The following is a 20,519-nucleotide window of genomic DNA, read 5'->3' as shown; positions in this document are numbered from 1 at the left end:
CGCCCGCCTTATCACTCGGCAAATTGGGAATCCAGACGTGCAGCCGACTCTAACGGTCGCGGTGTGCAGGCGGTGGATCGTGACGACGAAAGCTTGCGCACGGGTCGACTCGCCAAACGATACATGCCGCCCAGACAGCTTTCCGATACCACTCCTTCCTGTGCAGTAGTGCCGCGCAAAAGGCGGCTCGTCGCGGCGCTGATCGCCGTTCCGGGCCTGATGCCCGCGCTTGCGCACGCCCAGCTGGTGGGGGAAGCTGCGCAACCGCAGGCGGTCTACCCGCCGTGGGGCATGCAGCTTGCGCCGCAGCTCGAGGATCATCCGTTGCAAACGGGCCAGCGGCCGGCCACCTTCGTGCTCGGCGACCACGCGAGCGGCACGATCGACCAGGATCTGGCCGCCAAGGGCTCGGCGGAAGTGCGGCACAACACGTCCGTGATCAAGGCCGACGCCCTGCACTACGATCAGGACACGGACATGGCCGATGCGTACGGCAATGTCCACGTGATCAATACCGGCAATACCTTCATCGGACCCGAAGCGCATCTGCGCGTCGATTCGACCGAAGGCTTCATGACCGCGCCGAAGTACCACTTCACGCTGACGGGCGGCTCGGGCAGCGCGCAGCGCGTCGACCTGCTCGACGCGGAGCGCTCCGTGTTCACGAAGGGCACCTACACGGCCTGCGCGTGCACGGACAATCCGGCCTGGTACATCAAGGGCAGCGAGTTCGATTTCGACACCGGCGCGGACGAAGGCGTCGCCTACAACAGCGTGCTGTTCTTCCAGGGCGTGCCGGTGTTCGCGTCGCCGTGGCTGTCGTTCCCGCTGTCGGGCGATCGGCGCAGCGGCCTGTTGCCGCCCACGTTCTCGCTGAGCTCGACGAACGGTTTCGAGCTGTCGGTGCCGTATTACTTCAACATCGCGCCGAATCGCGATCTGACGGTCACGCCGCGTCTGATCTCGAAGCGCGGTGTGCAGTTGCAGAGCACGTTCCGCTATCTGTCGCCGACGTATTCCGGGTCGATCACCGGTGAATTTCTGCCCGACGATCGCCTGACGAAGACCAACCGCTACGCGCTGTACATCCAGCACAACCAGAATTTCGGTAACGGCTTCGGCGGCTACATCTATTACAACAAGGTTTCGGACAACACCTATCCGGAAGACCTGTCGTCGTCGGTCAACCAGTTCATGAACGGCACCCAGCTCCTGTATCAGCAGGAAGCCGGGTTGACCTACAACAACGGACCGTGGTCCGTGCTCGCGCGTGAGCAGCACTGGCAGACGCTGGAGCCGTCGGTCGCGCCGTACGGCCGCCAGCCGCAGTTGAACGTCAAGTACGCGAAGTACAACATCGGCGGCTTCGATTTCGGCGCTGAAGCCGACTACTCGAACTTCCGCATCACCACCGCGGATCTGAGCGAAGGCCAGCGGGTGCTGTTCAACCCGTACCTGTCGTATTCGGTGGTGGGGCCGGGCTACTTCGTCACGCCGAAGGTGCAGTGGCACTTTGCGTCGTACAACCTGAACAACATCGGCACCGATCTGGCGAACGTGCCGGGGGCGCAGAAGAATTTCACCGAGTCGATTCCGACCTTCACGTTCGACACGGGACTGACGTTCGAGCGCTCGGTGCGCATTTTCGGCGCGGACTATATCCAGACGCTGGAGCCGCGCCTGTACTACGTGTACACGCCGTACCGCAATCAGAACAACGCGCCGCTGTTCGATACCGCCGAATCCGACTTCGGTCTCGCGGAAATCTTCACGCCGAATACGTTCGTCGGTAACGACCGGATCGCCGACGCGAACCGCCTGACCGCCGGTCTCACCACGCGCTTCATCAACCCGTCCACCGGCGACGAGCGCGCGCGCTTCGTGATCGCGCAGCAGTATTACTTCCGGGATCAGCGCGTTACGCTGACGCCGACCCAGACCAGTACCCAGGCCACGCACTCGGACCTGATCGCGGGCGCGTCGATCAAGCTGGGCGCCGGTTTCGCTTCGGAAACGGCGTTCCAATATAATGCGGACAATAACCAGCTCACGAAGACGAGTGTCGGCTTCGGGTTCAGTCCGGCGAGCGGCAAGGTCATCAACGTCGCGTACCGCTACACGCGCGCCAACACCACGCTCGACAACCAGCCGATCAATCAGGTGCTGATTTCGGGCCAATGGCCGCTGACGCACCGGATGTACGGTGTGGGCCGGTTCAACTACGACCTGGGTGGCCACCGTATCGTCGACGGCCTGGTCGGCCTGCAATACGACGCGGACTGCTGGACGCTCGGCGCCGGCATCCAGCGCTACGCGAACGGCCTGAACTCGTCGGGACAGAATCAGTCGAGCACACGGTTTCTGGCGCAGTTGACGTTCAAGGGCTTGTCGAGCGTCGACAACGGGCTGATGACCGCGTTCCGCAGCAGTGTGGCCGGCTACATGCCGTTGCCGCCACCGCCACCGCCGGAGTCGCGGTTCACCAACTACGAATGACGGTCGCCCGGTCATTCACGGCTTGCGAAAAGACGGGCGAAGCGCCCGACATCATTGGAGTATCTGTGGCAATCATGAAACAGCTTCGCTTGGCAATACTGGCGGCGGGTCTCGTCGCCGCGGCGTCCTTCGTTCCAGTCGCGTCGGTACAGGCGCAGGCATTGGGCGGCAATAGCGGCCAGACGGTGGACACCATCGCCGCAGTGGTCAACAACGGTGTCATCACGCAGCGCGAGCTCGACGAGCGGGTCGGTCTGATCGCGCACCGGCTGAACCAGCAGAACGCTCCGGTGCCGCCGACGGACCAGTTGCGCCAGCAGGTGCTCACGCAGATGGTGCTCGAGCGCATCCAGCTGCAGAAGGCCAAGGAAGACGGCATCACCATCGACGACGCGGCCGTGCAACGCACGCTCGAGCGTCTCGCGCAGGCGAACAACATGTCGCTCGCCATGTACCGCGCACGCATCGAGGCGCAAGGCGTGCCCTGGACCACTTTCACGAGCGACGCGCGCACGGAGCTGACGCTGTCGCGTCTGCGCGAGAAGGAAGTGGATAGCAAGATCACGGTGACGGACGCCGAGGTCGCGAACTACATCGCCAGCCAGCGCGGTCCGGGCGCCGGCCAGACGAACGACCTGCACATGCAGCACATTTTCGTGAAGGCGCCGCTCAACGCCTCGGAGACCGACATCGAGGCGGCGCAGAAGAAGGCCGCGGCTCTGCTCGCCGAAGCGAAGGGCGGCGCGGATTTCGAAAAGCTTGCGAAAGCCAATTCGCAGGCGCCGGACGTGTCGAAGAACGGCGGCGATCTCGGCTTCCTCGCACCGTCCAAGCTGCCGCCCGAGTTCGTAAAGGCGGCGTCGGCACTGCGTCCGGGTGAGATCAATCCGGATCTGATCCGCACCAACGACGGCTTCGAGATCGTGCGTCTGGTCGAGCGCCGTGCCGGCCAGGGCACCAGCGCGGACGCGCCGAAGCTCGTGCAGACGCACGTGCGCCATATTCTGCTGCGCGTCGGCGACGGTCAGTCCGAACCGCAGGCACGCCAGAAGCTCCTCGACATCCGCAACCAGATTGCCGCCGGCGGCGACTTCGCGAAGTTCGCGCGCACCTACTCGCAGGACGGCTCGGCGTCGCAAGGCGGTGACCTCGGCTGGGTCAGCCCGGGCGAGACGGTGCCCGAGTTCGAGCGCGCAATGAACTCGCTGCAGGACGGTCAGATCAGCGAACCGGTGCGCAGCGAATACGGCTACCACCTGATTCAGGTGCTCGGCCGCCGCGATGCGCAAGGCTCGATTGCGCAGCAGATGGATCTCGCGCGTCAGGCCATCGGCCAGCGCAAGGCGGAACAGGCGTATGCCGACTGGTTGCGCGAGCTGCGCGATACCGCGTACGTCGAAGTGAAGCCGGCCACGGCGAACGTGCAATAACAGAGCCAATGCGATGACGAGCGCTGCCCAGCCCACCCACCGTCCGCTGCAGATCGCGATCACGACCGGCGAGCCCGCCGGCGTCGGTCCCGAGCTGACCGCGCAGGCGCTGGCCGGCGCGGCGGCGCACTGGCCTCAGGCGCAGTTCACCGTGCTCGGTGATGCGCAACTGCTCGCTGAGCGCGCGCGCGCGGTCGGCGTCGATTGGGCGGCGCTGCTCGCGCCAGGCCCGCGCGTGCGGCTCGAACATCACTCGCTTGGCGCACCAGCGCAGGCAGGCAAGCTCGACGCCGCGAACGGCCGCTATGTGCTCGATCTGCTCGATGCGGCGATCGACGGCGCGGTGGCCGGCAGGTTCGACGCGATCGTCACCGCGCCGCTGCAAAAAAGCACGATCAACGACGCAGGTGTGCCGTTTACCGGCCACACCGAATATCTGGCCGAGCGCACCCATACGCCGCGCGTCGTGATGATGCTCGCGGGCACCGGCAAGCGGCCGCTGCGCGTCGCGCTTGCGACCACGCATCTGCCGTTGAAGGACGTGTCGGCGGCTTTGACGATCGAAAGCCTCGTTGCAACGCTGCGCATCATCGATCACGACCTGCGTCACCACTTCGGCTTGCCCGCGCCGCGCATCCTCGTGACGGGGCTCAATCCGCACGCTGGCGAAAACGGCTATCTGGGCCGCGAGGAAATCGACGTGATCACGCCGGCGTTGCAGCAGGTGAACGGCGAGGGCGTCGACGCGCGCGGTCCGTATCCGGCCGACACGCTGTTCCAGCCGCGTTATCTCGACGAAGCCGACTGCGTGCTCGCGATGTTCCACGACCAGGGCCTGCCGGTGCTGAAATTCGCGACGTTCGGCGAAGGGATCAACGTGACGCTCGGCCTGCCGATCATCCGCACGTCGGTCGATCACGGCACCGCGCTCGATCTGGCCGGCACCGGCCGCGCCGACGCGGGTAGCCTCATGGCCGCGATCGACACGGCGGTGTCGATGGCGCAGCATCGTCGCGCGGGCTGAGGCGCGGGTAGCGTGGGCGGTCGCGGTGCTCGTGACGCGCCGCGTGGCGTCGTGTTTCCACCGTGACGTCTTTCATTCTCAAGCAGTTTTCTTTCTAGCGTTTCTCCGATGTCCACCAGCAGACAGCAAGGCCGGCACCAGGGCCATCTCGCGCGCAAGCGTTTCGGTCAGAACTTCCTGGTCGACATGGGCGTGATCGATTCGATCGTCGACGTGATCCGGCCGCAGCGCGGCGAGCGCATGGTCGAGATCGGGCCGGGCCTCGGCGCGCTGACCGAGCCGCTGATCGAGCGGCTCGCGACGCCCGAGACGCCGCTGCACGCGGTCGAACTCGACCGCGATCTGATCGGCCGTCTGAAGACGAAGTTCGGCAACCTGCTCGAACTGCACGCGGGCGACGCGCTCGAATTCGACTTCGGCTCGCTCGCGGCACCGGGCGACAAGGCGTCGCTGCGCATCGTCGGCAATCTGCCGTACAACATTTCGAGCCCGCTGCTGTTTCATCTGGCGACGTTCGCGGAGCGCGTGATCGATCAGCACTTCATGCTGCAGAACGAGGTGGTCGAGCGGATGGTGGCGGAGCCGGGCACGAAGGCGTTCAGTCGCCTGTCGGTGATGCTGCAGTACCGCTACGTGATCGACAAGCAGCTCGATGTGCCGCCCGAGTCGTTCCAGCCGCCACCGAAGGTCGATTCGGCGATCGTGCGGATGATTCCGTACGAGCGGCACGAACTGCCGGTGGTCGACGAAAGCGTGCTCGGCGGGGTGGTGACGGCGGCGTTCTCGCAGCGTCGCAAGATGTTGCGCAACACGCTTGCCGCGCTGCGCGACACCGTCGATTTCGACGCGCTCGGCTTCGATCTGCAACGCCGCGCGGAGGACGTGCCGGTCGCCGAATACGTGAGTGTGGCGCAGGCGGTGGCGGCGCGCTCGGCCGCTGCGCCGGAATAGACTCGACGCTCGACGGCGGCGGGGCGCCGCCGTCGAGCCCGCTTACCGTTTCGCCGGCGCGTTGACGAGCGCGATGCCGGTCAGCACCAGCAGCGCGGCGATCAGAAAGCGCGCGCTGAACGACTCGCCGAGCAGCAGCACGCCGAAGGTGACGCCGAACAGCGGCGTCAGAAACGAAAACACTGACAGCCTCGACGCGATGTAACGCGTCAACAGCCAGAACCACAACAGATAGCTGACGAACGCGACGATCACGGCTTGATACGCGAGGCTCGCGAGCGCGAGCGGCGTCACGCTTTCCACGCGCACCTCGCCGAGCCCCAGCGCCAGCGCGAGCAGCACCACCGCCGACACGGTCAGCTGATAGAACAGCGTCTTGCTCGCGCTCGTCCGCGCGAGCCGCGAGCCGCGCACGATCACCGTGGTCGCGGCCCACGCGATGCCGCCGAGCACGCCGAGCGCATCGCCGGCCGCGCCCGCGAGCGTCGAGCCGTGGACCGCGCTTGCAGCCGTGCCCGCGTCCGTGTGCAGGAAGCCGTCCGCGAACGCGAGCGCCATCCCCGCGAACGCGACGACAATGCCGAGCCACTGGATGCGCCGCATGCGTTCGCCATCGACGAACCAGTGCAGGCCGAGTGCCGTGAAACACGGCGCCGTGTACAGAAAGACCGCCATGCGCGAGGCGCTCGTCAGCGTCAGGCCGAGAAAGATGCAGACGAACTCGGCCGCGAACAGCACGCCCGCGAGCAGGCCCGCGCCGAGCGTGCCGTCATCGCGAAAGAGCGGCGTGCCGCGCGAGCGTGCCCATGCCCACACGAGCAGCGCCGCGATCGTCGAGCGCAGCCCCGCCTGAAAGACCGGCGGCACCGCCGCATTGGTGGTCTTGATCGCGACTTGCTGCAGCCCCCAGATTGCGCACAGGCCGATCATCAACAGGATCGCGAAGCTATCCGGGGTGCGGCGCGCGGGCAAGGCGGTGGTCGTGCTCATGGCGGTGTGGTGAAGAGGTGGGGAGTGCACGGCGAGCCGGTCGGTCCGGTGCGCGGCGAAAACGCCGAGCGTCAGTAGTCGGCGTTTTTTGATGGCGTCGGCACGAGGCAAGATTGCCGGGCGAATTCGCCCGGCGTCAATTCGCCGGGTGCAACGTGAAGCCGGGCTGTGTTTTCATCGTTCTGGCTGACAGCGCGACTCGTGCTCGCCACCGGACGTCAGTCGACTCGCCCCTTCTTCTGTATCAGCTCGATCTTGTACCCGTCCGGATCGGCGACGAAGGCGATGACAGTCGTGCCGTGTTTCATGGGCCCAGCTTCGCGCGTAACGACACCGCCGCGTTTCTTCACTTCTTCGCATGCCGCATAGGCGTCGTCGACTTCGAGGGCGATGTGACCGTAGCCGGTTCCGAGGTCGTACTTGCTCGTGTCCCAGTTGTACGTCAGTTCGATCGCCGCGCCTTCGGATTCGTCCTCGTAACCGACGAATGCGAGGGTGAACTTCCCGTCCGGGTAGTCGTGCTTTCGAAGCAGGCGCATTCCTAGAACTTCGGTGTAGAACCGGATCGATGCGTCCAGATCACCGACTCGAAGCATGGTATGCAAGATTCGCATGAGGACTCCTTTGATAGTTTGTGGATAAATGCGTCGACCTGCGGCAATTGTAAATGATTGCCGTATAGCTTGAGCCCGAAGCCGCGCCGCCCGCCCGGCCCACTGCGGACTCGATGCGCATCGTGGAATTCGATCGGACCTATTTGAACAAAAAAGTATGGGCAATAAGGGTTTGTGTGCGGTTGCCGGTTTGATATTAGTGTCCAACACTCAGCATCAATCCGGTTTGTCAGATAGCAGTCTGATATATCGGACAATCGATGCGTGACCCGGCGATTCGTTGAGCGTGCAGACAGGCGCTGAAGCCGATTCGTCCGCTCCGGACCACTCTTCTCCGCTTAGGACCCTGCCATGAAGCTTGCCAAACGAGGCGCCCAAGCCGCCTTTCTGTTCGCTGTTGCTGGATTGCTCGCCATCACCGGCTGCACCAAGGTTGCCACGCCAGGGCAGAGCGCAGCGGCATCCCCCTCGACGCTTCAGGCCGTGCTGCAGCGAGGCACGCTGCGCGTCGGCGACTGCCTGACGTTCGCGCCGTTCGGGTTCTATAACAAGGACGGCCAACCAGACGGCTATGACGTGGACCTCGCGAAGGAACTGGCGAAGCAGATGGGCGTGAAGCTCGAGGTCGTGAATACGACGAGCGCGAACCGGATTCCGAATCTGCAGACCAGCAAAGTGGATGTCGTGTTCTGCAACTTCACGCGTAATCTGGAGCGCGCGAAGGTAATTGAATTCACGACCCCCTACGTGGTTGCCAGCGAAGCACTGCTGGTCAGAAAAAATAGCGGCGTTCAGTCGATCAAGGACATGGGCGGTCGCACGATTGCGACGGTCAAGGGCTCGACCAATGGCGACGAAGTGCGCTCGCTGAATATCCCGATCAAGATCCAGGAATACGACAGCTCGCAGGCCGCGATTCTTGCCGTCAAGCAGGGGCAGGCCGACGCGATGATCGAGGACAACAACTTTCTTGCGTATCAGGCCAAGCTCGATCCTGAACTTGCCGTCACGAACGAAGCGCTGGTCCCGCTCGAATACAACGCGTTCGGCGTCAAGGCCGGCGATCAGGAATGGCTCAACTACCTGAATCTGTTCCTCTTCAACGTCAATGCGTCGAAGCTCAACGCGCAGCTCTACAACAAGTGGTTCGGCACCGATCCGCGCTACCCGCTCAATCCGCAGTTTTGAGGAGCGGGAGATGCCGATATCTATTGAAACCCGAACGATGCGGAGGGTGAGATGAGTTACGAGTGGCTCACTCTGTGGGGCTACGTGCCCGAGTTTTTGAGCGCGAGCTGGCTGACGTTGCAAGTGACCGTGCTGGCATTCGTACTGGCGCTAGTCCTCGGCTTGTTGACCGCGCTTGCCAGCGTTTCTGCGCTCGCGCCATTTCGGTTGATTGCTCGCGGCTACGTTGAAATCATCCGCAACACGCCTGTTCTCTTGCAGATTTTCATCGTTTTCTTCGGTCTGCCGTCGGCGGGTATTTCGCTCGACGCATACTGGGCGGGCGTCATTGCGCTCGGCGTCAACGTCGGTGCTTATCTATCGGAAGTGTTCCGCGCCGGCATACAGTCGGTGCCGCGCGGCCAACTCGAGGCCGCCGGCATTCTCGGTCTCGAACGCGCGCAGATCTTCGTCGAGGTCGTGCTACCGCAGGCGACGCGCGCGGTCTATCCGGCCATCGTCAACTACCTGATCCAGTTGCTGCTCGGTACGTCGCTGCTGTCCGCCATTGCGTTGCCGGAGTTGACCGGCACTGCGACCGTGATCAACTCGCGGACGCTTCTCTACCTTCAGACGTTCAGCGTGACGCTCGTCGCGTATCTCGTGCTCAGTAACGTACTGTCCTGGCTTGCGGGCCAGCTCGGAGCGCGGATCTTTCATCCTCCCCTCGTCATGCCGGCGCGCACCGGTTTCCGGACCGGCTTTATGCGCCGGACGAAACGGGCCTGATTCCCGGATTGGAGTTGGATCATGTCAGTCGAATTGCTGAAAACCAGTTTCTCCATCCTGCTGCAGGGTCTGGTGACGACGCTGTTGCTTTCCATTGCGTCCATCGTGGGCAGCACGCTGATCGGCCTTTTCGCCGCCGTCTTGCGGTCGTTCGGACCGTGGGGCACAGCCCGCATTGCCAGACTCTATACGGAGCTGTTTCGCGGCACGCCGGTACTCATCACGCTGATGTTCATCTATTTCGGCGTGTCGTACTTCGGTTACGCGATCGACGTCTTCGCAGCCGGCGTCATCGGCTTGAGCGTCTATCAGGGCGCTTACATCGCCGAAATCTTCCGCTCAGGGATCGAGGCGGTACCCAAAGGTCAATGGGAGGTATCTCAGATCCTCGGCCTCACGCGGGCTCAGTCGTTCTCGTTCGTCGTGCTGCCTCAGACGGGAAAGATCGTGTTGCCGCCTCTCGTCGGTCAGTATCTGTCGCTCATCAAGGACACGTCGATCGTCAGCATGATCGGAATGTCCGAGTTGATGCATGGTGGCCAGGCCATCGTCGACCGGGTCGGAAAGCCCGTGGAAATCTACGGGCTCGTCGCCCTCATTTACTTCGCCGTGTGCTTCCCGCTCTCGCAATGGGTGCGCCACCATGACCGCAGGAGATTGTCGTGAGTAACCAAAGCCAAACCAGACCCATCATTTCACTGACGGGCGTCAGTAAAGCATTCGGTTCGACTCGGGTGTTGAACGAAATCAATCTCGAGGTTCGCTCGGGCGAGGTGCTGGTGCTCATTGGCGCGTCCGGCTCGGGTAAGAGCACGGTCTTGCGAATCATGGCGGGATTGGAGACCACCGATTCCGGCGAGGTCTGGGTCAACGATGTGCCCATGCATGATCCGCGCCGAGCGCGAGAGATTCGTGGCCATGTCGGCATGGTCTTCCAGCAGTTCAATCTGTTTCCTCACAAGACCGCGCTCGGCAATGTCACGCTCGCGCTTATCAAGGCACGCCGCATGAGTCCGGACGACGCGCGCAAGCGCGCCATGGAGACACTCGACCGTGTCGGGCTCGCGGACCGCGCGGCACACTATCCAAGCCAGTTGTCGGGCGGTCAGCAGCAACGCGTGGCGATTGCGCGAGCGCTCGCGGTCGAGCCCGGCATCATGTTCTTCGACGAGGCGACGTCCGCGCTGGATCCGGAGCTGGTCGGCGAGGTCACCGAGGTGATGCGTGGGCTCGCGCGCGACGGCATGACGATGGTCGTCGTCACGCATGAAATGGGCTTTGCCCGCAAGACCGCCGACCGCGTGGTCTTCATGGACAAGGGCGTCATCGCCGAGCAGGGCGATCCGGAACAGATCTTCGTCAATCCCGCGAACGAACGCACGCGGCAGTTTCTGCACAGAGTCCTCGACCATTGATCTGTCGTGGCCTCAAAGTCGCTTTCGCGGGTCTGCCGCGCGATAAACTCACGTCGCTTGAAAGACAACCGGTCGGATGAACGCTTTACGGAGTGAACGCATGGCTGTAACCGAATCGTCTCGGGCGAGAGGCGTGGATCGCGTCATCGCGATGTTCCGGCAATTGCACGTCGCCCAACGCCCGCTGACCATGCGCGAATTAATCGAGGCGACCGGCGCGCCGCGTTCGAGCATTTACGAGCTGGTCGCGATTCTCGCGGAAGTGGGCTGGCTCGAGACGGCCGCGGATGGGAGCGTGTTCTTCGGGCGCGAGATGCACTACTACGGGTCCGACTATGCAACGCACAACGATCTGATTAGCCGCGCGCATCAATCCATTCTGGCATTGGTACGGAAGTACGACGAGACCACGCAGCTGTGCATGCTGGAAGGCAACAAGTACACGGTCGTGTTATCCGAGAACAGTGCCCGGCCATTCAACATCAGTTCGGACATCGGCGTGAGAGTGCCGATTCCGTGGACCGCCACGGGACGTCTGCTGCTAGGTCACCTGAATGCCGACGAGATTCGCGCGCTCATTCCGGCCGAAGATTTCATCCTCGACAACGGGGTGAATATCGAATTCGACGAATTCCTGAACGACGTGCAGGCCGCAAAAGAACGAGGCTACTGCTGCACCGAAGGACTCTCGAATGCGTTCAGGCTTTGTATGGCAGCGCCGATTCGCGACCGTGCGGGACTGCCGATTGCGGCGCTGTGTTTCATGACCGGCCGCGACACGAGCCCGGACAGGCGGGGCGTGATGCTCGACGATCTGTTGCAGTCCGCGAAAGCGCTCTCGCATAGATAGCGCCCGGCCTCAAAGCGTCGGCAACAGCTCCGGCGGATGCGACTTCAGTGTCTGCCGCGCCTCGCGAAATTCCGGAAAAATCGATTCGACCGTCTGCCAGAAGCGCGGACTGTGATTCATCTCGCGCAGATGCGACAGTTCGTGCGCGACGACGTAGTCGATGATCGACAGCGGAAAGTGGATGAGCCGCCAGTTCAGGCGGATTTTGCCGTCGCTCGAACAACTGCCCCAGCGCGTCGCCGCCGAAGACAACGCATACGCGCGATAGTTGACGCCCAGCTTCTGCGCGTAGATCGCCAGACGCTCGCCGAACAGCCGCTTCGCTTCTCCTTGCAGCCAGCCCTGCACGCGATCCTTGATCTGCTGCGGGTCGGCTTGCAACGGCAGCGGCACTTGCAGCGCGCCGTGCTCGGCGCTGAACGCGAGCATGCCTTGCGGCGCGCCGAGCGTCACGCGCACCGGCTGACCGAGGTAGGGCACTTCGGCGCCGTCTTGCCAGTCGATCTTCGGCAACGCACGCTGCTCGACGCGCGTTTGCCATTCGATCAGCTTCGTAAAAATCCAACGCTGTTTTTCGGTGATCGCGGTTTCGATATCGGCGAGCGTGACCCAGCGCGGCGCGGTGATCGTGAGGCCGGTGCTGTCGATCGCAAAGCCGATCGAGCGGCGTGCGGAACGCTTGAGCGCGTAATGCAGCGTGCGTGAACCCATGGTGAGACTGCGCAGTTTGCTGCCGTCCGGCGCGAGCGGTGCGGCGGGCGGCAGGGCCGGCGCTGAGCCCAATGAACCCGGCGCGGAAGGTGAAGGAGACGACGACGTCGACCCCGGCTCGGCGAAGAGCGGGAGATCGAGCTGCCGGTTTTCGAGCGCCGCGGCGGGCTGCGGCGTAGGAGACTTCTGCATCGGCTTCGCTTCGCGCAATACGCCTTCGGAGTTCGAGGGCGTGGCGCGTCAGATGGGCGCGGCGGCGGAATCGTTAGCCGCCGCGCTGTAGGCAGTCGGATCGATGCGGCGCATCTCGGCTTCGATCCACTGCTCGACGCGCGTGTTCACTTCGTCGGGCGTGAGCCCCGTCGTGTCGATCGGCTTGCCAATCGACACCGTGACTATACCCGGATATTTAAGAAACGAGTTGCGCGGCCACACGCGGCCCGCGTTGTGCGCGATCGGCACGACGGGGGCACCGCTCGCGATCGCGAAGCGCGCGCCGCCGGTCTTGTACTTGCCCTGCTTGCCGGTCGGCGTGCGCGTGCCTTCCGGAAACATGATGACCCATGCGCCTTCGGCCATGCGGGCCTTGCCCTGGTTCGTGACCGATACGAACGCGTATTTGCCTTCCTTGCGGTTGATGTGAACCATCTTCAGCATGCCGAGCGCCCAGCCGAAGAACGGCACATACAAGAGCTCGCGCTTGAACACGTAGCACAGCGGGCGCGGCATGATCGCCGGAAACGCGAGCGTTTCCCACGCCGACTGATGCTTCGACAGCAGCACGGCCGGGCCGTTGGGCAGATTCTCGAAACCTTCGATGCGGTAGCGGATGCCGTTCAGGTAGCGCACCGTCCACAGCGTCACACGACACCAGCCGGCCGCCATCCAGTAGCGGTTTTCCGCGCGCAGGAACGGAAACGCGATGAAGCACGCGGTCGCGTACGGCACCGTGAACACAACGAAATAAATCAGCAGCAGCAGGGAACGGATAAAGCGCATCGGCGTGGTCGGTGGGGGGGGGAGCGCGGTGCGCGCGTTTATTCCTGAGCGTCGGCGAGAAAGTCGAGCGCGAACGCGCGCAGGTCGTCGTGCACGATCGTGCCTTCGGGCAAGCCGCCCGCGGCGAGGGTCTTGCGGCCCTTGCCGGTCAGCACCAGATGCACCGGGTGACCGAGCGCAGCGCCCGCCTGCAGATCGCGCAGAGAATCGCCTACCGTCGGCGTATGCGCCGGATCGACCTCGAATCGCTCGGTGATCATCTTCAGCATGCCGGGCTTCGGCTTGCGGCATTCGCATTGATCTTCCGCCGTGTGCGGGCAGAAAAACACCGCTTCGATGCGCGCGCCGACCGCTGCCGCCATCCGGTGCATCTTCAGATGCATCGCGTTCAACGCATCCATGTCGAACAGACCGCGGCCGATGCCCGACTGGTTCGTCGCGATCGCGACGCGATAGCCGGCCTGGTTCAGGCGTGCGATCGCTTCCAGCGAGCCGGGCAGCGGGACCCATTCGTCCGGCGACTTGATGAACGCGTCGGAGTCGACGTTGATCACACCGTCGCGGTCGAGGATCACCACTTTCTTGATCGGCATGGCGCGGTGCTCAGGCGGCGAGTCGGGAAATATCGGCGACGCAGTTCATCTGCTGATGCAGCGCGCCGAGCAGAGCCAGACGGTTCGCGCGCAACGCGGGGTCTTCGGCGTTGACCATCACGTCGTTGAAGAACGTGTCCACCGGCTCGCGCAGCGCGGCCAGCGCCGTCAGCGCGCCGGTGTAGTCGCGCACGGCCAGTTGCGATTGCACGCGCGGCGTGACCTGTTCGAGCTGCGCGTTGAGCGCCTTCTCCGCTGCCTCGGTGAGCAAGCTGGGCTGCACGCCGCCATTCGTCACGCCTTCCGACTTCTTCAGGATGTTCGAGATACGCTTGTTGGCCGCCGCGAGCGACGCCGCTTCGGCGAGCGACGCGAATTCGCGCACCGCGTCGAGGCGCGCGACGAGGTCGTCGAGCCGCGTCGGGTTCAGCGCGAGCACCGCGTCGATTTCGCCGGCCGCGTAGCCGCGTTCGCGCAGCAGGCCGCGCAGGCGGTCCATGCTGAATTCGTAGATCGCGTCGGTCGAATCGGCGACGTTCGGCACGCCGGCGAATTGCGCATAAGCGATGCGCAGCAGCTCGACGAAGTCGACGTTCAACTGTTTCTCGACCAGAATGCGCAGCACGCCGAGCGCATGACGGCGCAGCGCGAACGGGTCTTTCTCGCCGGTGGGCTGCAGGCCGATGCCCCAGATGCCGACCAGCGTTTCGAGCTTGTCGGCGAGCGCGACGACGGTGCCGGTCGTGGTGGTGGGCAAGGCGTCGCCCGAGAAGCGCGGCTGGTAGTGTTCCGAGCATGCGAGCGCGACTTCTTCCGGCTCGCCGTCGTGGCGCGCGTAGTACGTGCCCATCGTGCCTTGCAGCTCAGGGAATTCGCCGACCATGTCGGTGATCAGGTCGGCTTTCGCGAGGCGCGCGGCGCGCGTCGCGAGCGCGACGTTGGCGCCGGTCAGTGCGGCGATCGCGCCGGCCAGTCCTTCGAGCCGCTCCACCCGTTGCAGCGCCGAGCCGAGCTTGTTGTGATAAACGACGTTCGCGAGCAGTGGCACGCGATCCGCGAGCGGCTTCTTCTTGTCTTGCGTGAAGAAGAACTTCGCATCGGCGAGACGCGGACGCACCACGCGCTCGTTGCCTTCGACGATCTCGACCGGCGTCGCCGTCTCGATGTTCGACACGATCAGGAAGCGCGAGCGCAGCTTGCCGTTCGCATCGGTCAGCGCGAAGTACTTCTGGTTCGTCTGCATCGTCAGGATCAGGCATTCCTGCGGCACTTGCAGGAATTCGTCCTCGAAGCGGCACTCATAGACAACCGGCCATTCGACCAGCGACGTCACTTCGTCGAGCAGCGCTTCGGGCATCAAGACCTTGTCGTCACCGGCTTGCGCGAGCAGTTGCGAGCGGATCGCTTCCTTGCGCTTCGCGAAGCTCGCGATCACGCGGCCTCTGTGTTCGAGCGTTTCGGCATACGACTGCGCATGCTGGATCTGCACGAAGCCTTCGGACAGGAAGCGGTGGCCGAGCGTGGTGTCGTCGGCGTCGATGCCGAGCACGCTGACCGGCACGACCTCTTCGCCGTGCAGCGTGGTCAGTCGATGCACCGGGCGCACGAACTGCACGCTCGAACCGTCCGGGCGCTGATACGTCATCGGCTTTGCGATCGGCAGCTTCGCGAGCGTTTCGTCGAGCGCGCCTTGCAGGCCGTCGGCGAGCGTCGCGCCCGGCGCCGCGTAGCGCAGGAAAAACGCTTCGGCTTTACCGTCCTGGGCGCGTTCGAGGTCGTTCACCGTGAAGTCGGGGAAGCCGAGCGCGGCGAGTTTCTTCGCGAGCGGCGCGGTGGGCTGGCCGTCTTTATCGAGCGCGACGGAAACCGGCAGCACTTTTTCGCGCACGTGTTTTTCCGGCGCGACCGCGCGCACGTTGTGAATCGTCACCGCGAGACGACGCGGCGTAGCAAAGCGTTCGAACGACGGCTCGCCTTCGATCAGGTCGCGCGCCGCGAGGCGCTGCGCAATACCTTCGGCGAAGGCGTCGCCGAGACGGGCGAGCGCCTTCGGCGGCAGTTCTTCGGTCAGCAGCTCGACGAGCAGGGTAGCGTGTTGAGATTGAGTCATTGGTTGAAGTTCTCGTCAGTCCTGGTCGATCTTGCGTTCGACTTTCAGCGGCGGCGCCCACGCGGGCATCGCGGCTTCCTGCTCGTCGGTGGTGAGGCCGGGCACGCCGTGCACCGGATTGCCGAGCATCGGGAAGCCGAGCTTTTCGCGCGAGTCGTAGTAGGCCTGCGCGACCAGACGCGACAGCGCGCGAATCCGGCCGATGTACGCCGCGCGTTCCGTGACCGAAATCGCGCCGCGCGCATCGAGCAGGTTGAACGTGTGGCCGGCCTTCAGCACGAGCTCATAGGCGGGCAGCGCGATCTGCGCATCGATCATGCGCTTCGCTTCCGCTTCGTAGCTGTTGAAGAAAGTGAACAGCAGATCGACGTTCGCGTGCTCGAAGTTGTAGGTGGACTGCTCGACCTCGTTCTGGTGATACACGTCGCCGTAGGTCAGGCGGCGCAGTTCGGGGCCGTTCGGGCCTTGTTCTTCCCACTCGGTCCAGACGAGGTCGTAGACGTTCTCGACCTTCTGCAGATACATCGCGAGGCGCTCGAGTCCGTAGGTGATTTCGCCGAGCACCGGCTTGCAGTCGAGACCGCCGACCTGCTGGAAGTACGTGAACTGCGTCACTTCCATGCCGTTCAGCCACACTTCCCAGCCCAGCCCCCATGCGCCGAGCGTCGGGTTTTCCCAGTCGTCCTCGACGAAACGCACGTCGTTCTGCTTCAGGTCGAAGCCGAGCGCTTCGAGCGAGCCGAGGTACAGGTCGAGAATGTTTTCCGGCGCGGGCTTGAGCACCACCTGATACTGGTAGTAGTGCTGCAGACGGTTCGGGTTCTCGCCGTAGCGGCCATCTTTCGGGCGGCGCGACGGCTGCACGTAGGCGGCGCGCCACGGCTCGGGGCCGATCGCGCGCAGGAACGTATGGACGTGGGACGTGCCCGCGCCGACTTCCATGTCGATCGGCTGGAGCAACGCGCAGCCCTGCTTGTCCCAGTAGGACTGCAAGGTCAGGATGATTTGCTGAAACGTGAGCATGAAGTGCCTTTCGGGCATGGGGCCATGCCGCGTGCGCCTAAGCGCGCGAGGGGGCCGTGGAGCGAAGTGCTAAACCCGAGATTTTAACGGAAAGGAAGGGGGGCGGCCCGTTTTGCGGGGTCGGACGGGCCGCGATGCGGTTTTTGGGCGACAGGCGACGCGGCAAGGGCCGCGCGCACGTTCAGCTCGCCGCCAGCTCCGCCTTCGGCGAGAACGAATCGCTTTGCGCGATCGGCCAGTACGTCTCGAACAGGGTATAGCGATAGTTGCCGTTGAGCAGGTCGTTCGGTTCGAGATATTTGAGCAGATCCGACATCAGCCGCACCTCATGCGAGGACACGCGCCGCACGATGTGATGCGCGCGCAACTCAGCCGGATGCCGGAGCCCGGCGGACTGGATGATTTCCTGCAACGCGTGCAGCGTGTTGCGGTGGAAGTTGAACACGCGATCGGCCTTGTCCGGCACCACCAGCGCGCGCTGGCGCACCGGGTCCTGGGTCGCGACGCCGGTCGGGCAGCGGCCGGTATGGCAGGTCTGCGCCTGGATGCAGCCGACCGCGAACATGAAGCCGCGCGCCGCGTTGACCCAGTCCGCGCCGATCGCGAGCGTCTTCGCGATATCGAACGCGGTGATCATCTTGCCGCTCGCGCCGATGCGGATGCGTTGCCGCAGACCGATGCCGACCAGCGTGTTGTGCACGAGCAGCAGCCCCTCCTGCAACGGCACGCCGACGTGATCGGTGAATTCGAGGGGTGCCGCGCCGGTGCCGCCTTCCGCGCCGTCCACGACGATGAAGTCCGGCAGAATGCCCGTTTCCAGCATCGCCTTCGCGATACCGAAGAATTCCCACGGATGCCCGATGCACAGCTTGAAGCCGGTCGGCTTGCCGCCCGACAGCGTGCGCAGCCGCTCGACGAATTCGAGCAGCTCGCGCGGCGTCGAAAACTCGGAGTGCGTCGCCGGCGAGATGCAGTCGCGGCCCATCGGCACGCCGCGCGTCTCGGCGATTTCGGGCGTGATCTTCGCGCCCGGCAGCACGCCGCCGTGACCGGGCTTCGCGCCTTGCGACAGCTTCACCTCGATCATCTTCACCTGCGGTTCGGCGGCCTGCTTCGCGAACTTCCCGGCGTTGAAGGTGCCGTCGTCGTTACGGCATCCAAAATAGCCGGACGCGATTTCCCAGATGATGTCGCCGCCATGTTCGCGATGATATTTCGACATCGAACCTTCGCCGGTGTCGTGCGCGAAGTTGCCTTTCTTCGCGCCGAGGTTCAGCGCCATGATCGCATTGGCCGATAGCGAGCCGAAGCTCATCGCCGACACGTTGAAGATCGACATCGAATACGGCCGCGCGCGATCGGGGCCGACGACGATGCGAAAGTCGTGACCGTCGAGCGTGGTCGGCGCGAGCGAGTGGCTGATCCATTCGTGCGCGACCGCCTTCACGTCGATCCGCGTGCCGTATGGGCGACTGTCGACATCGTTCTTCGAGCGCTGATAGACGATGCTGCGTTGCGCGCGCGAGAACGGCTTCTCGTCGGTATCGTCTTCGACGAAATACTGACGGATCTCCGGGCGGATGGATTCGAAAATGAAACGTAGGTGGCCCCACAGCGGGTAATTGCGCAGGATTGCATGGCGCTGTTGGCTCAGGTCGAACACGCCGAGCGCGACGAGCGCGGCCGGCACGAGGATCCAGAACCACGACAGGCGATGCGTCGCGGCGAGCGCGGCACATACCGCGGTGACGGCGATTGCGCACCACATGGCCAGATAGCGTCGAGAAAACATGGGGACTCCAGTGCAGTGAAGATCATGGCGGCGGCATCGTCCGCACGGGGGTGCGGGCGGTATCGGTCGCGAGGGAAAACTGGCGGTTGCGGGTCACGGTGCGACGCGGACCGGCGAAGCCCGAAGATAAGGCCTGCGAATGGGAGCCAAGCGTCGCACGCGAAGGTGAAGTGTGTGTGAATGCGCCAGGCGGGGGAAACATGGTGAACGGCGCGAACCTGTCGGAATGGTACGACCCGCCGCGCCCGCCGTTATGCATCGCTCAACGCGCGCCGAGCAGAGCCGCTTTTTGCCGCGGGGTTTGCGGCTCGTCCTGCGCCTGGCCTTGCGGCTGCTTTGGCTTGTGCGCCTGCTTGCGACGCTGCGCGCGGGTTTGCTTCGGCGCCTGATCCTGCGGCAGCTCGGCCGGTTGCCCAGTCATCGCGCGTTCGATGATGCCGCCGCCGAGGCACACGTCGCCGTCATACAGCACCGCCGATTGGCCCGGCGTGACGGCCCATTGCGCGGCGTCGAAGCTCAGTTCGAAGAGGCCTTCGCCCGAACCGCCTGCCGCCGGGGCGTTGAACGTGCACGCCGCGTCGGCCTGCCGGTAGCGCGTCTTCGCGCCGCACGCGAAGCCGTCGGCCGGCGGCTCGCCCGCGACCCAGCTCGTGTTGCCCGCCGACAGCGTATGGCACAGCAGCCACGGATGGTCGTGTCCCTGCGCGACGTACAGCGTATTGGTCGGAATATCCTTGCCGGCGGCGAACCAGGGCTCGCCGCTGCCGTCCTTGCTGCCGCCGAGACCGATGCCCTTGCGCTGGCCGAACGTGTAGAACGCGAGGCCGATGTGCTCGCCGACGATCTTGCCGTCGGTGGTCTTCATCGGGCCCGGCCTGGTCGGCAGATAGCGGTTCAGGAAGTCGCGGAAAGGCCGCTCGCCGATGAAGCAGATGCCGGTCGAATCCTTCTTCTTCGCGTTCGGCAGGCCGATCTGCGCGGCGATCTCGCGGACCTTCGTCTTGGGAATTTCGCCGAGCGGGAACAGTGTTTTCGACAACTGCGCCTGATTCAGCCGATGCAGGAAGTACGACTGGTCCTTGGTATGGTCGAGCGCCTTCAGCAACTCGAAGCGGCCATCGTTCTCGCGCACGCGCGCGTAGTGGCCGGTCGCGATCGTTTCCGCGCCGAGCGACATCGCGTGATCGAGGAAGGCCTTGAACTTGATCTCGGCGTTGCACAGCACGTCCGGGTTCGGCGTGCGGCCGGCCGAATATTCGCGCAGGAATTCGGCGAACACGCGGTCCTTGTACTCGGCCGCGAAGTTGACCGCCTCGACGTCGATACCGATCAGGTCCGCCACCGACACCACGTCGATCCAGTCCTGGCGCGTCGAGCAGTATTCGCTGTCGTCGTCGTCTTCCCAGTTCTTCATGAACAGGCCGACCACGTCGTAGCCCTGTTCCTTTAGCAGCCACGCGGTGACCGACGAATCGACGCCGCCCGACATGCCTACTACGACTTTGCGCTTGCTCATAAGGTACTCACTGGGTGCTGCGTGACTGCATGGATCTATGGGGCCGCTC

18 protein-coding genes are annotated in these 20,519 nt (G+C 64.2%); 9 read left to right on the top strand and 9 right to left on the bottom strand.

The window, feature by feature from the left end; genetic code table 11:
- Window positions 1-123: 123 nt before the first annotated feature.
- The 4 genes from F6X39_RS27920 to rsmA all read left to right on the top strand — a co-directional run bounded on the left by F6X39_RS27920 (window position 124) and on the right by rsmA (window position 5,901).
- Window positions 124-2,496, top strand: coding sequence for an LPS-assembly protein LptD (locus F6X39_RS27920; RefSeq protein ID WP_187618953.1), 2,373 nt, complete (start codon window positions 124-126; stop codon window positions 2,494-2,496).
- A 65-nt stretch (window positions 2,497-2,561) separates the two neighbouring features.
- Complete coding sequence (locus tag F6X39_RS27915; RefSeq protein ID WP_187618952.1) at window positions 2,562-3,926, top strand: peptidylprolyl isomerase; 1,365 nt, start codon at window positions 2,562-2,564, stop codon at window positions 3,924-3,926.
- Between the two features lie 13 nt (window positions 3,927-3,939).
- Window positions 3,940-4,950, top strand: a complete 1,011-nt coding sequence (gene pdxA / locus F6X39_RS27910) for a 4-hydroxythreonine-4-phosphate dehydrogenase PdxA (protein ID WP_187618951.1) — start codon at window positions 3,940-3,942, stop codon at window positions 4,948-4,950.
- 108 nt (window positions 4,951-5,058) lie between these two features.
- Window positions 5,059-5,901: a 16S rRNA (adenine(1518)-N(6)/adenine(1519)-N(6))-dimethyltransferase RsmA gene (gene rsmA / locus F6X39_RS27905; RefSeq protein WP_184034614.1), complete on the top strand. Its 843-nt coding sequence runs from the start codon at window positions 5,059-5,061 to the stop codon at window positions 5,899-5,901.
- A gap of 42 nt (window positions 5,902-5,943) precedes the next feature.
- Here the strand turns inward: rsmA and F6X39_RS27900 are convergent, their stop codons facing one another.
- The gene (locus tag F6X39_RS27900) at window positions 5,944-6,891 is read right to left on the bottom strand and encodes a DMT family transporter (protein ID WP_187618950.1); all 948 of its coding nucleotides are present in this window, start codon (window positions 6,889-6,891) and stop codon (window positions 5,944-5,946) included.
- Between the two features lie 218 nt (window positions 6,892-7,109).
- Window positions 7,110-7,505: a lactoylglutathione lyase gene (gene gloA / locus F6X39_RS27895; protein WP_184034604.1), complete on the bottom strand. Its 396-nt coding sequence runs from the start codon at window positions 7,503-7,505 to the stop codon at window positions 7,110-7,112.
- 351 nt (window positions 7,506-7,856) lie between these two features.
- Here gloA and F6X39_RS27890 point away from each other — a divergent pair, with 351 nt between their 5' ends.
- The 5 genes from F6X39_RS27890 to F6X39_RS27870 all read left to right on the top strand — a co-directional run bounded on the left by F6X39_RS27890 (window position 7,857) and on the right by F6X39_RS27870 (window position 11,726).
- Complete coding sequence (locus F6X39_RS27890) at window positions 7,857-8,693, top strand: transporter substrate-binding domain-containing protein (protein ID WP_184034601.1); 837 nt, start codon at window positions 7,857-7,859, stop codon at window positions 8,691-8,693.
- 51 nt (window positions 8,694-8,744) lie between these two features.
- Window positions 8,745-9,461: an amino acid ABC transporter permease gene (locus tag F6X39_RS27885; RefSeq protein WP_187618949.1), complete on the top strand. Its 717-nt coding sequence runs from the start codon at window positions 8,745-8,747 to the stop codon at window positions 9,459-9,461.
- A gap of 21 nt (window positions 9,462-9,482) precedes the next feature.
- Window positions 9,483-10,127 (top strand): amino acid ABC transporter permease, encoded by a 645-nt coding sequence (locus tag F6X39_RS27880; protein WP_187618948.1) that lies wholly within the window; start codon window positions 9,483-9,485, stop codon window positions 10,125-10,127.
- Window positions 10,124-10,876 (top strand): amino acid ABC transporter ATP-binding protein, encoded by a 753-nt coding sequence (locus tag F6X39_RS27875; RefSeq protein ID WP_311539811.1) that lies wholly within the window; start codon window positions 10,124-10,126, stop codon window positions 10,874-10,876. Before F6X39_RS27880 ends, F6X39_RS27875 begins: the two co-directional genes overlap by 4 nt.
- A 100-nt stretch (window positions 10,877-10,976) precedes the next feature.
- A complete protein-coding gene (locus tag F6X39_RS27870) occupies window positions 10,977-11,726 on the top strand; it encodes an IclR family transcriptional regulator (RefSeq protein WP_184067183.1) in 750 nt (249 codons plus the stop codon).
- Between the two features lie 9 nt (window positions 11,727-11,735).
- Here the strand turns inward: F6X39_RS27870 and F6X39_RS27865 are convergent, their stop codons facing one another.
- From F6X39_RS27865 to mnmA, 7 genes are all read right to left on the bottom strand, one after another.
- Window positions 11,736-12,629, bottom strand: coding sequence for a M48 family metallopeptidase (locus F6X39_RS27865; protein WP_187618947.1), 894 nt, complete (start codon window positions 12,627-12,629; stop codon window positions 11,736-11,738).
- Window positions 12,630-12,677: 48 nt separating this feature from the next.
- On the bottom strand, window positions 12,678-13,436 hold the full coding sequence (locus tag F6X39_RS27860) for a lysophospholipid acyltransferase family protein (protein ID WP_187618946.1): 759 nt from the start codon (window positions 13,434-13,436) through the stop codon (window positions 12,678-12,680).
- 38 nt (window positions 13,437-13,474) lie between these two features.
- The gene (gmhB, locus tag F6X39_RS27855; RefSeq protein ID WP_184034583.1) at window positions 13,475-14,029 is read right to left on the bottom strand and encodes a D-glycero-beta-D-manno-heptose 1,7-bisphosphate 7-phosphatase; all 555 of its coding nucleotides are present in this window, start codon (window positions 14,027-14,029) and stop codon (window positions 13,475-13,477) included.
- A gap of 10 nt (window positions 14,030-14,039) precedes the next feature.
- A complete protein-coding gene (glyS, locus tag F6X39_RS27850) occupies window positions 14,040-16,139 on the bottom strand; it encodes a glycine--tRNA ligase subunit beta (RefSeq protein ID WP_187618945.1) in 2,100 nt (699 codons plus the stop codon).
- A 15-nt stretch (window positions 16,140-16,154) separates the two neighbouring features.
- Complete coding sequence (glyQ, locus tag F6X39_RS27845) at window positions 16,155-17,162, bottom strand: glycine--tRNA ligase subunit alpha (protein WP_008921090.1); 1,008 nt, start codon at window positions 17,160-17,162, stop codon at window positions 16,155-16,157.
- Window positions 17,163-17,343: 181 nt separating this feature from the next.
- Window positions 17,344-18,954, bottom strand: coding sequence for an FMN-binding glutamate synthase family protein (locus F6X39_RS27840; RefSeq protein ID WP_187618944.1), 1,611 nt, complete (start codon window positions 18,952-18,954; stop codon window positions 17,344-17,346).
- A gap of 262 nt (window positions 18,955-19,216) precedes the next feature.
- Entirely contained in the window at window positions 19,217-20,470 is a 1,254-nt protein-coding gene (gene mnmA / locus F6X39_RS27835) for a tRNA 2-thiouridine(34) synthase MnmA (RefSeq protein ID WP_187618943.1), read from the bottom strand.
- Window positions 20,471-20,519: the final 49 nt, after the last annotated feature.

The sequence above is a fragment of the Paraburkholderia sp. UCT2 genome (genome assembly GCF_014397665.1).
GTDB lineage: Bacteria > Pseudomonadota > Gammaproteobacteria > Burkholderiales > Burkholderiaceae > Paraburkholderia > Paraburkholderia tuberum.
The sequence above is the reverse complement of the archived record's forward strand: the minus strand, read 5'-3'. Positions and strand labels throughout refer to the sequence as shown.

Excerpts from the sequence above, each read along its gene's own strand:
- F6X39_RS27920 (WP_187618953.1), top strand. The coding sequence starts at position 124 with ATGCCGCCCAGACAGCTTTCCGATACCACTCCTTCCTGTGCAGTAGTG.
- pdxA (WP_187618951.1), top strand. The coding sequence starts at position 3,940 with ATGACGAGCGCTGCCCAGCCCACCCACCGTCCGCTGCAGATCGCGATC.
- rsmA (WP_184034614.1), top strand. The coding sequence starts at position 5,059 with ATGTCCACCAGCAGACAGCAAGGCCGGCACCAGGGCCATCTCGCGCGC.
- F6X39_RS27900 (WP_187618950.1), bottom strand. The coding sequence starts at position 6,891 with ATGAGCACGACCACCGCCTTGCCCGCGCGCCGCACCCCGGATAGCTTC.
- gloA (WP_184034604.1), bottom strand. The coding sequence starts at position 7,505 with ATGCGAATCTTGCATACCATGCTTCGAGTCGGTGATCTGGACGCATCG.
- F6X39_RS27890 (WP_184034601.1), top strand. The coding sequence starts at position 7,857 with ATGAAGCTTGCCAAACGAGGCGCCCAAGCCGCCTTTCTGTTCGCTGTT.
- F6X39_RS27885 (WP_187618949.1), top strand. The coding sequence starts at position 8,745 with ATGAGTTACGAGTGGCTCACTCTGTGGGGCTACGTGCCCGAGTTTTTG.
- F6X39_RS27880 (WP_187618948.1), top strand. The coding sequence starts at position 9,483 with ATGTCAGTCGAATTGCTGAAAACCAGTTTCTCCATCCTGCTGCAGGGT.
- F6X39_RS27870 (WP_184067183.1), top strand. The coding sequence starts at position 10,977 with ATGGCTGTAACCGAATCGTCTCGGGCGAGAGGCGTGGATCGCGTCATC.
- F6X39_RS27865 (WP_187618947.1), bottom strand. The coding sequence starts at position 12,629 with ATGCAGAAGTCTCCTACGCCGCAGCCCGCCGCGGCGCTCGAAAACCGG.
- F6X39_RS27860 (WP_187618946.1), bottom strand. The coding sequence starts at position 13,436 with ATGCGCTTTATCCGTTCCCTGCTGCTGCTGATTTATTTCGTTGTGTTC.
- gmhB (WP_184034583.1), bottom strand. The coding sequence starts at position 14,029 with ATGCCGATCAAGAAAGTGGTGATCCTCGACCGCGACGGTGTGATCAAC.
- glyS (WP_187618945.1), bottom strand. The coding sequence starts at position 16,139 with ATGACTCAATCTCAACACGCTACCCTGCTCGTCGAGCTGCTGACCGAA.
- glyQ (WP_008921090.1), bottom strand. The coding sequence starts at position 17,162 with ATGCTCACGTTTCAGCAAATCATCCTGACCTTGCAGTCCTACTGGGAC.
- F6X39_RS27840 (WP_187618944.1), bottom strand. The coding sequence starts at position 18,954 with ATGTTTTCTCGACGCTATCTGGCCATGTGGTGCGCAATCGCCGTCACC.
- mnmA (WP_187618943.1), bottom strand. The coding sequence starts at position 20,470 with ATGAGCAAGCGCAAAGTCGTAGTAGGCATGTCGGGCGGCGTCGATTCG.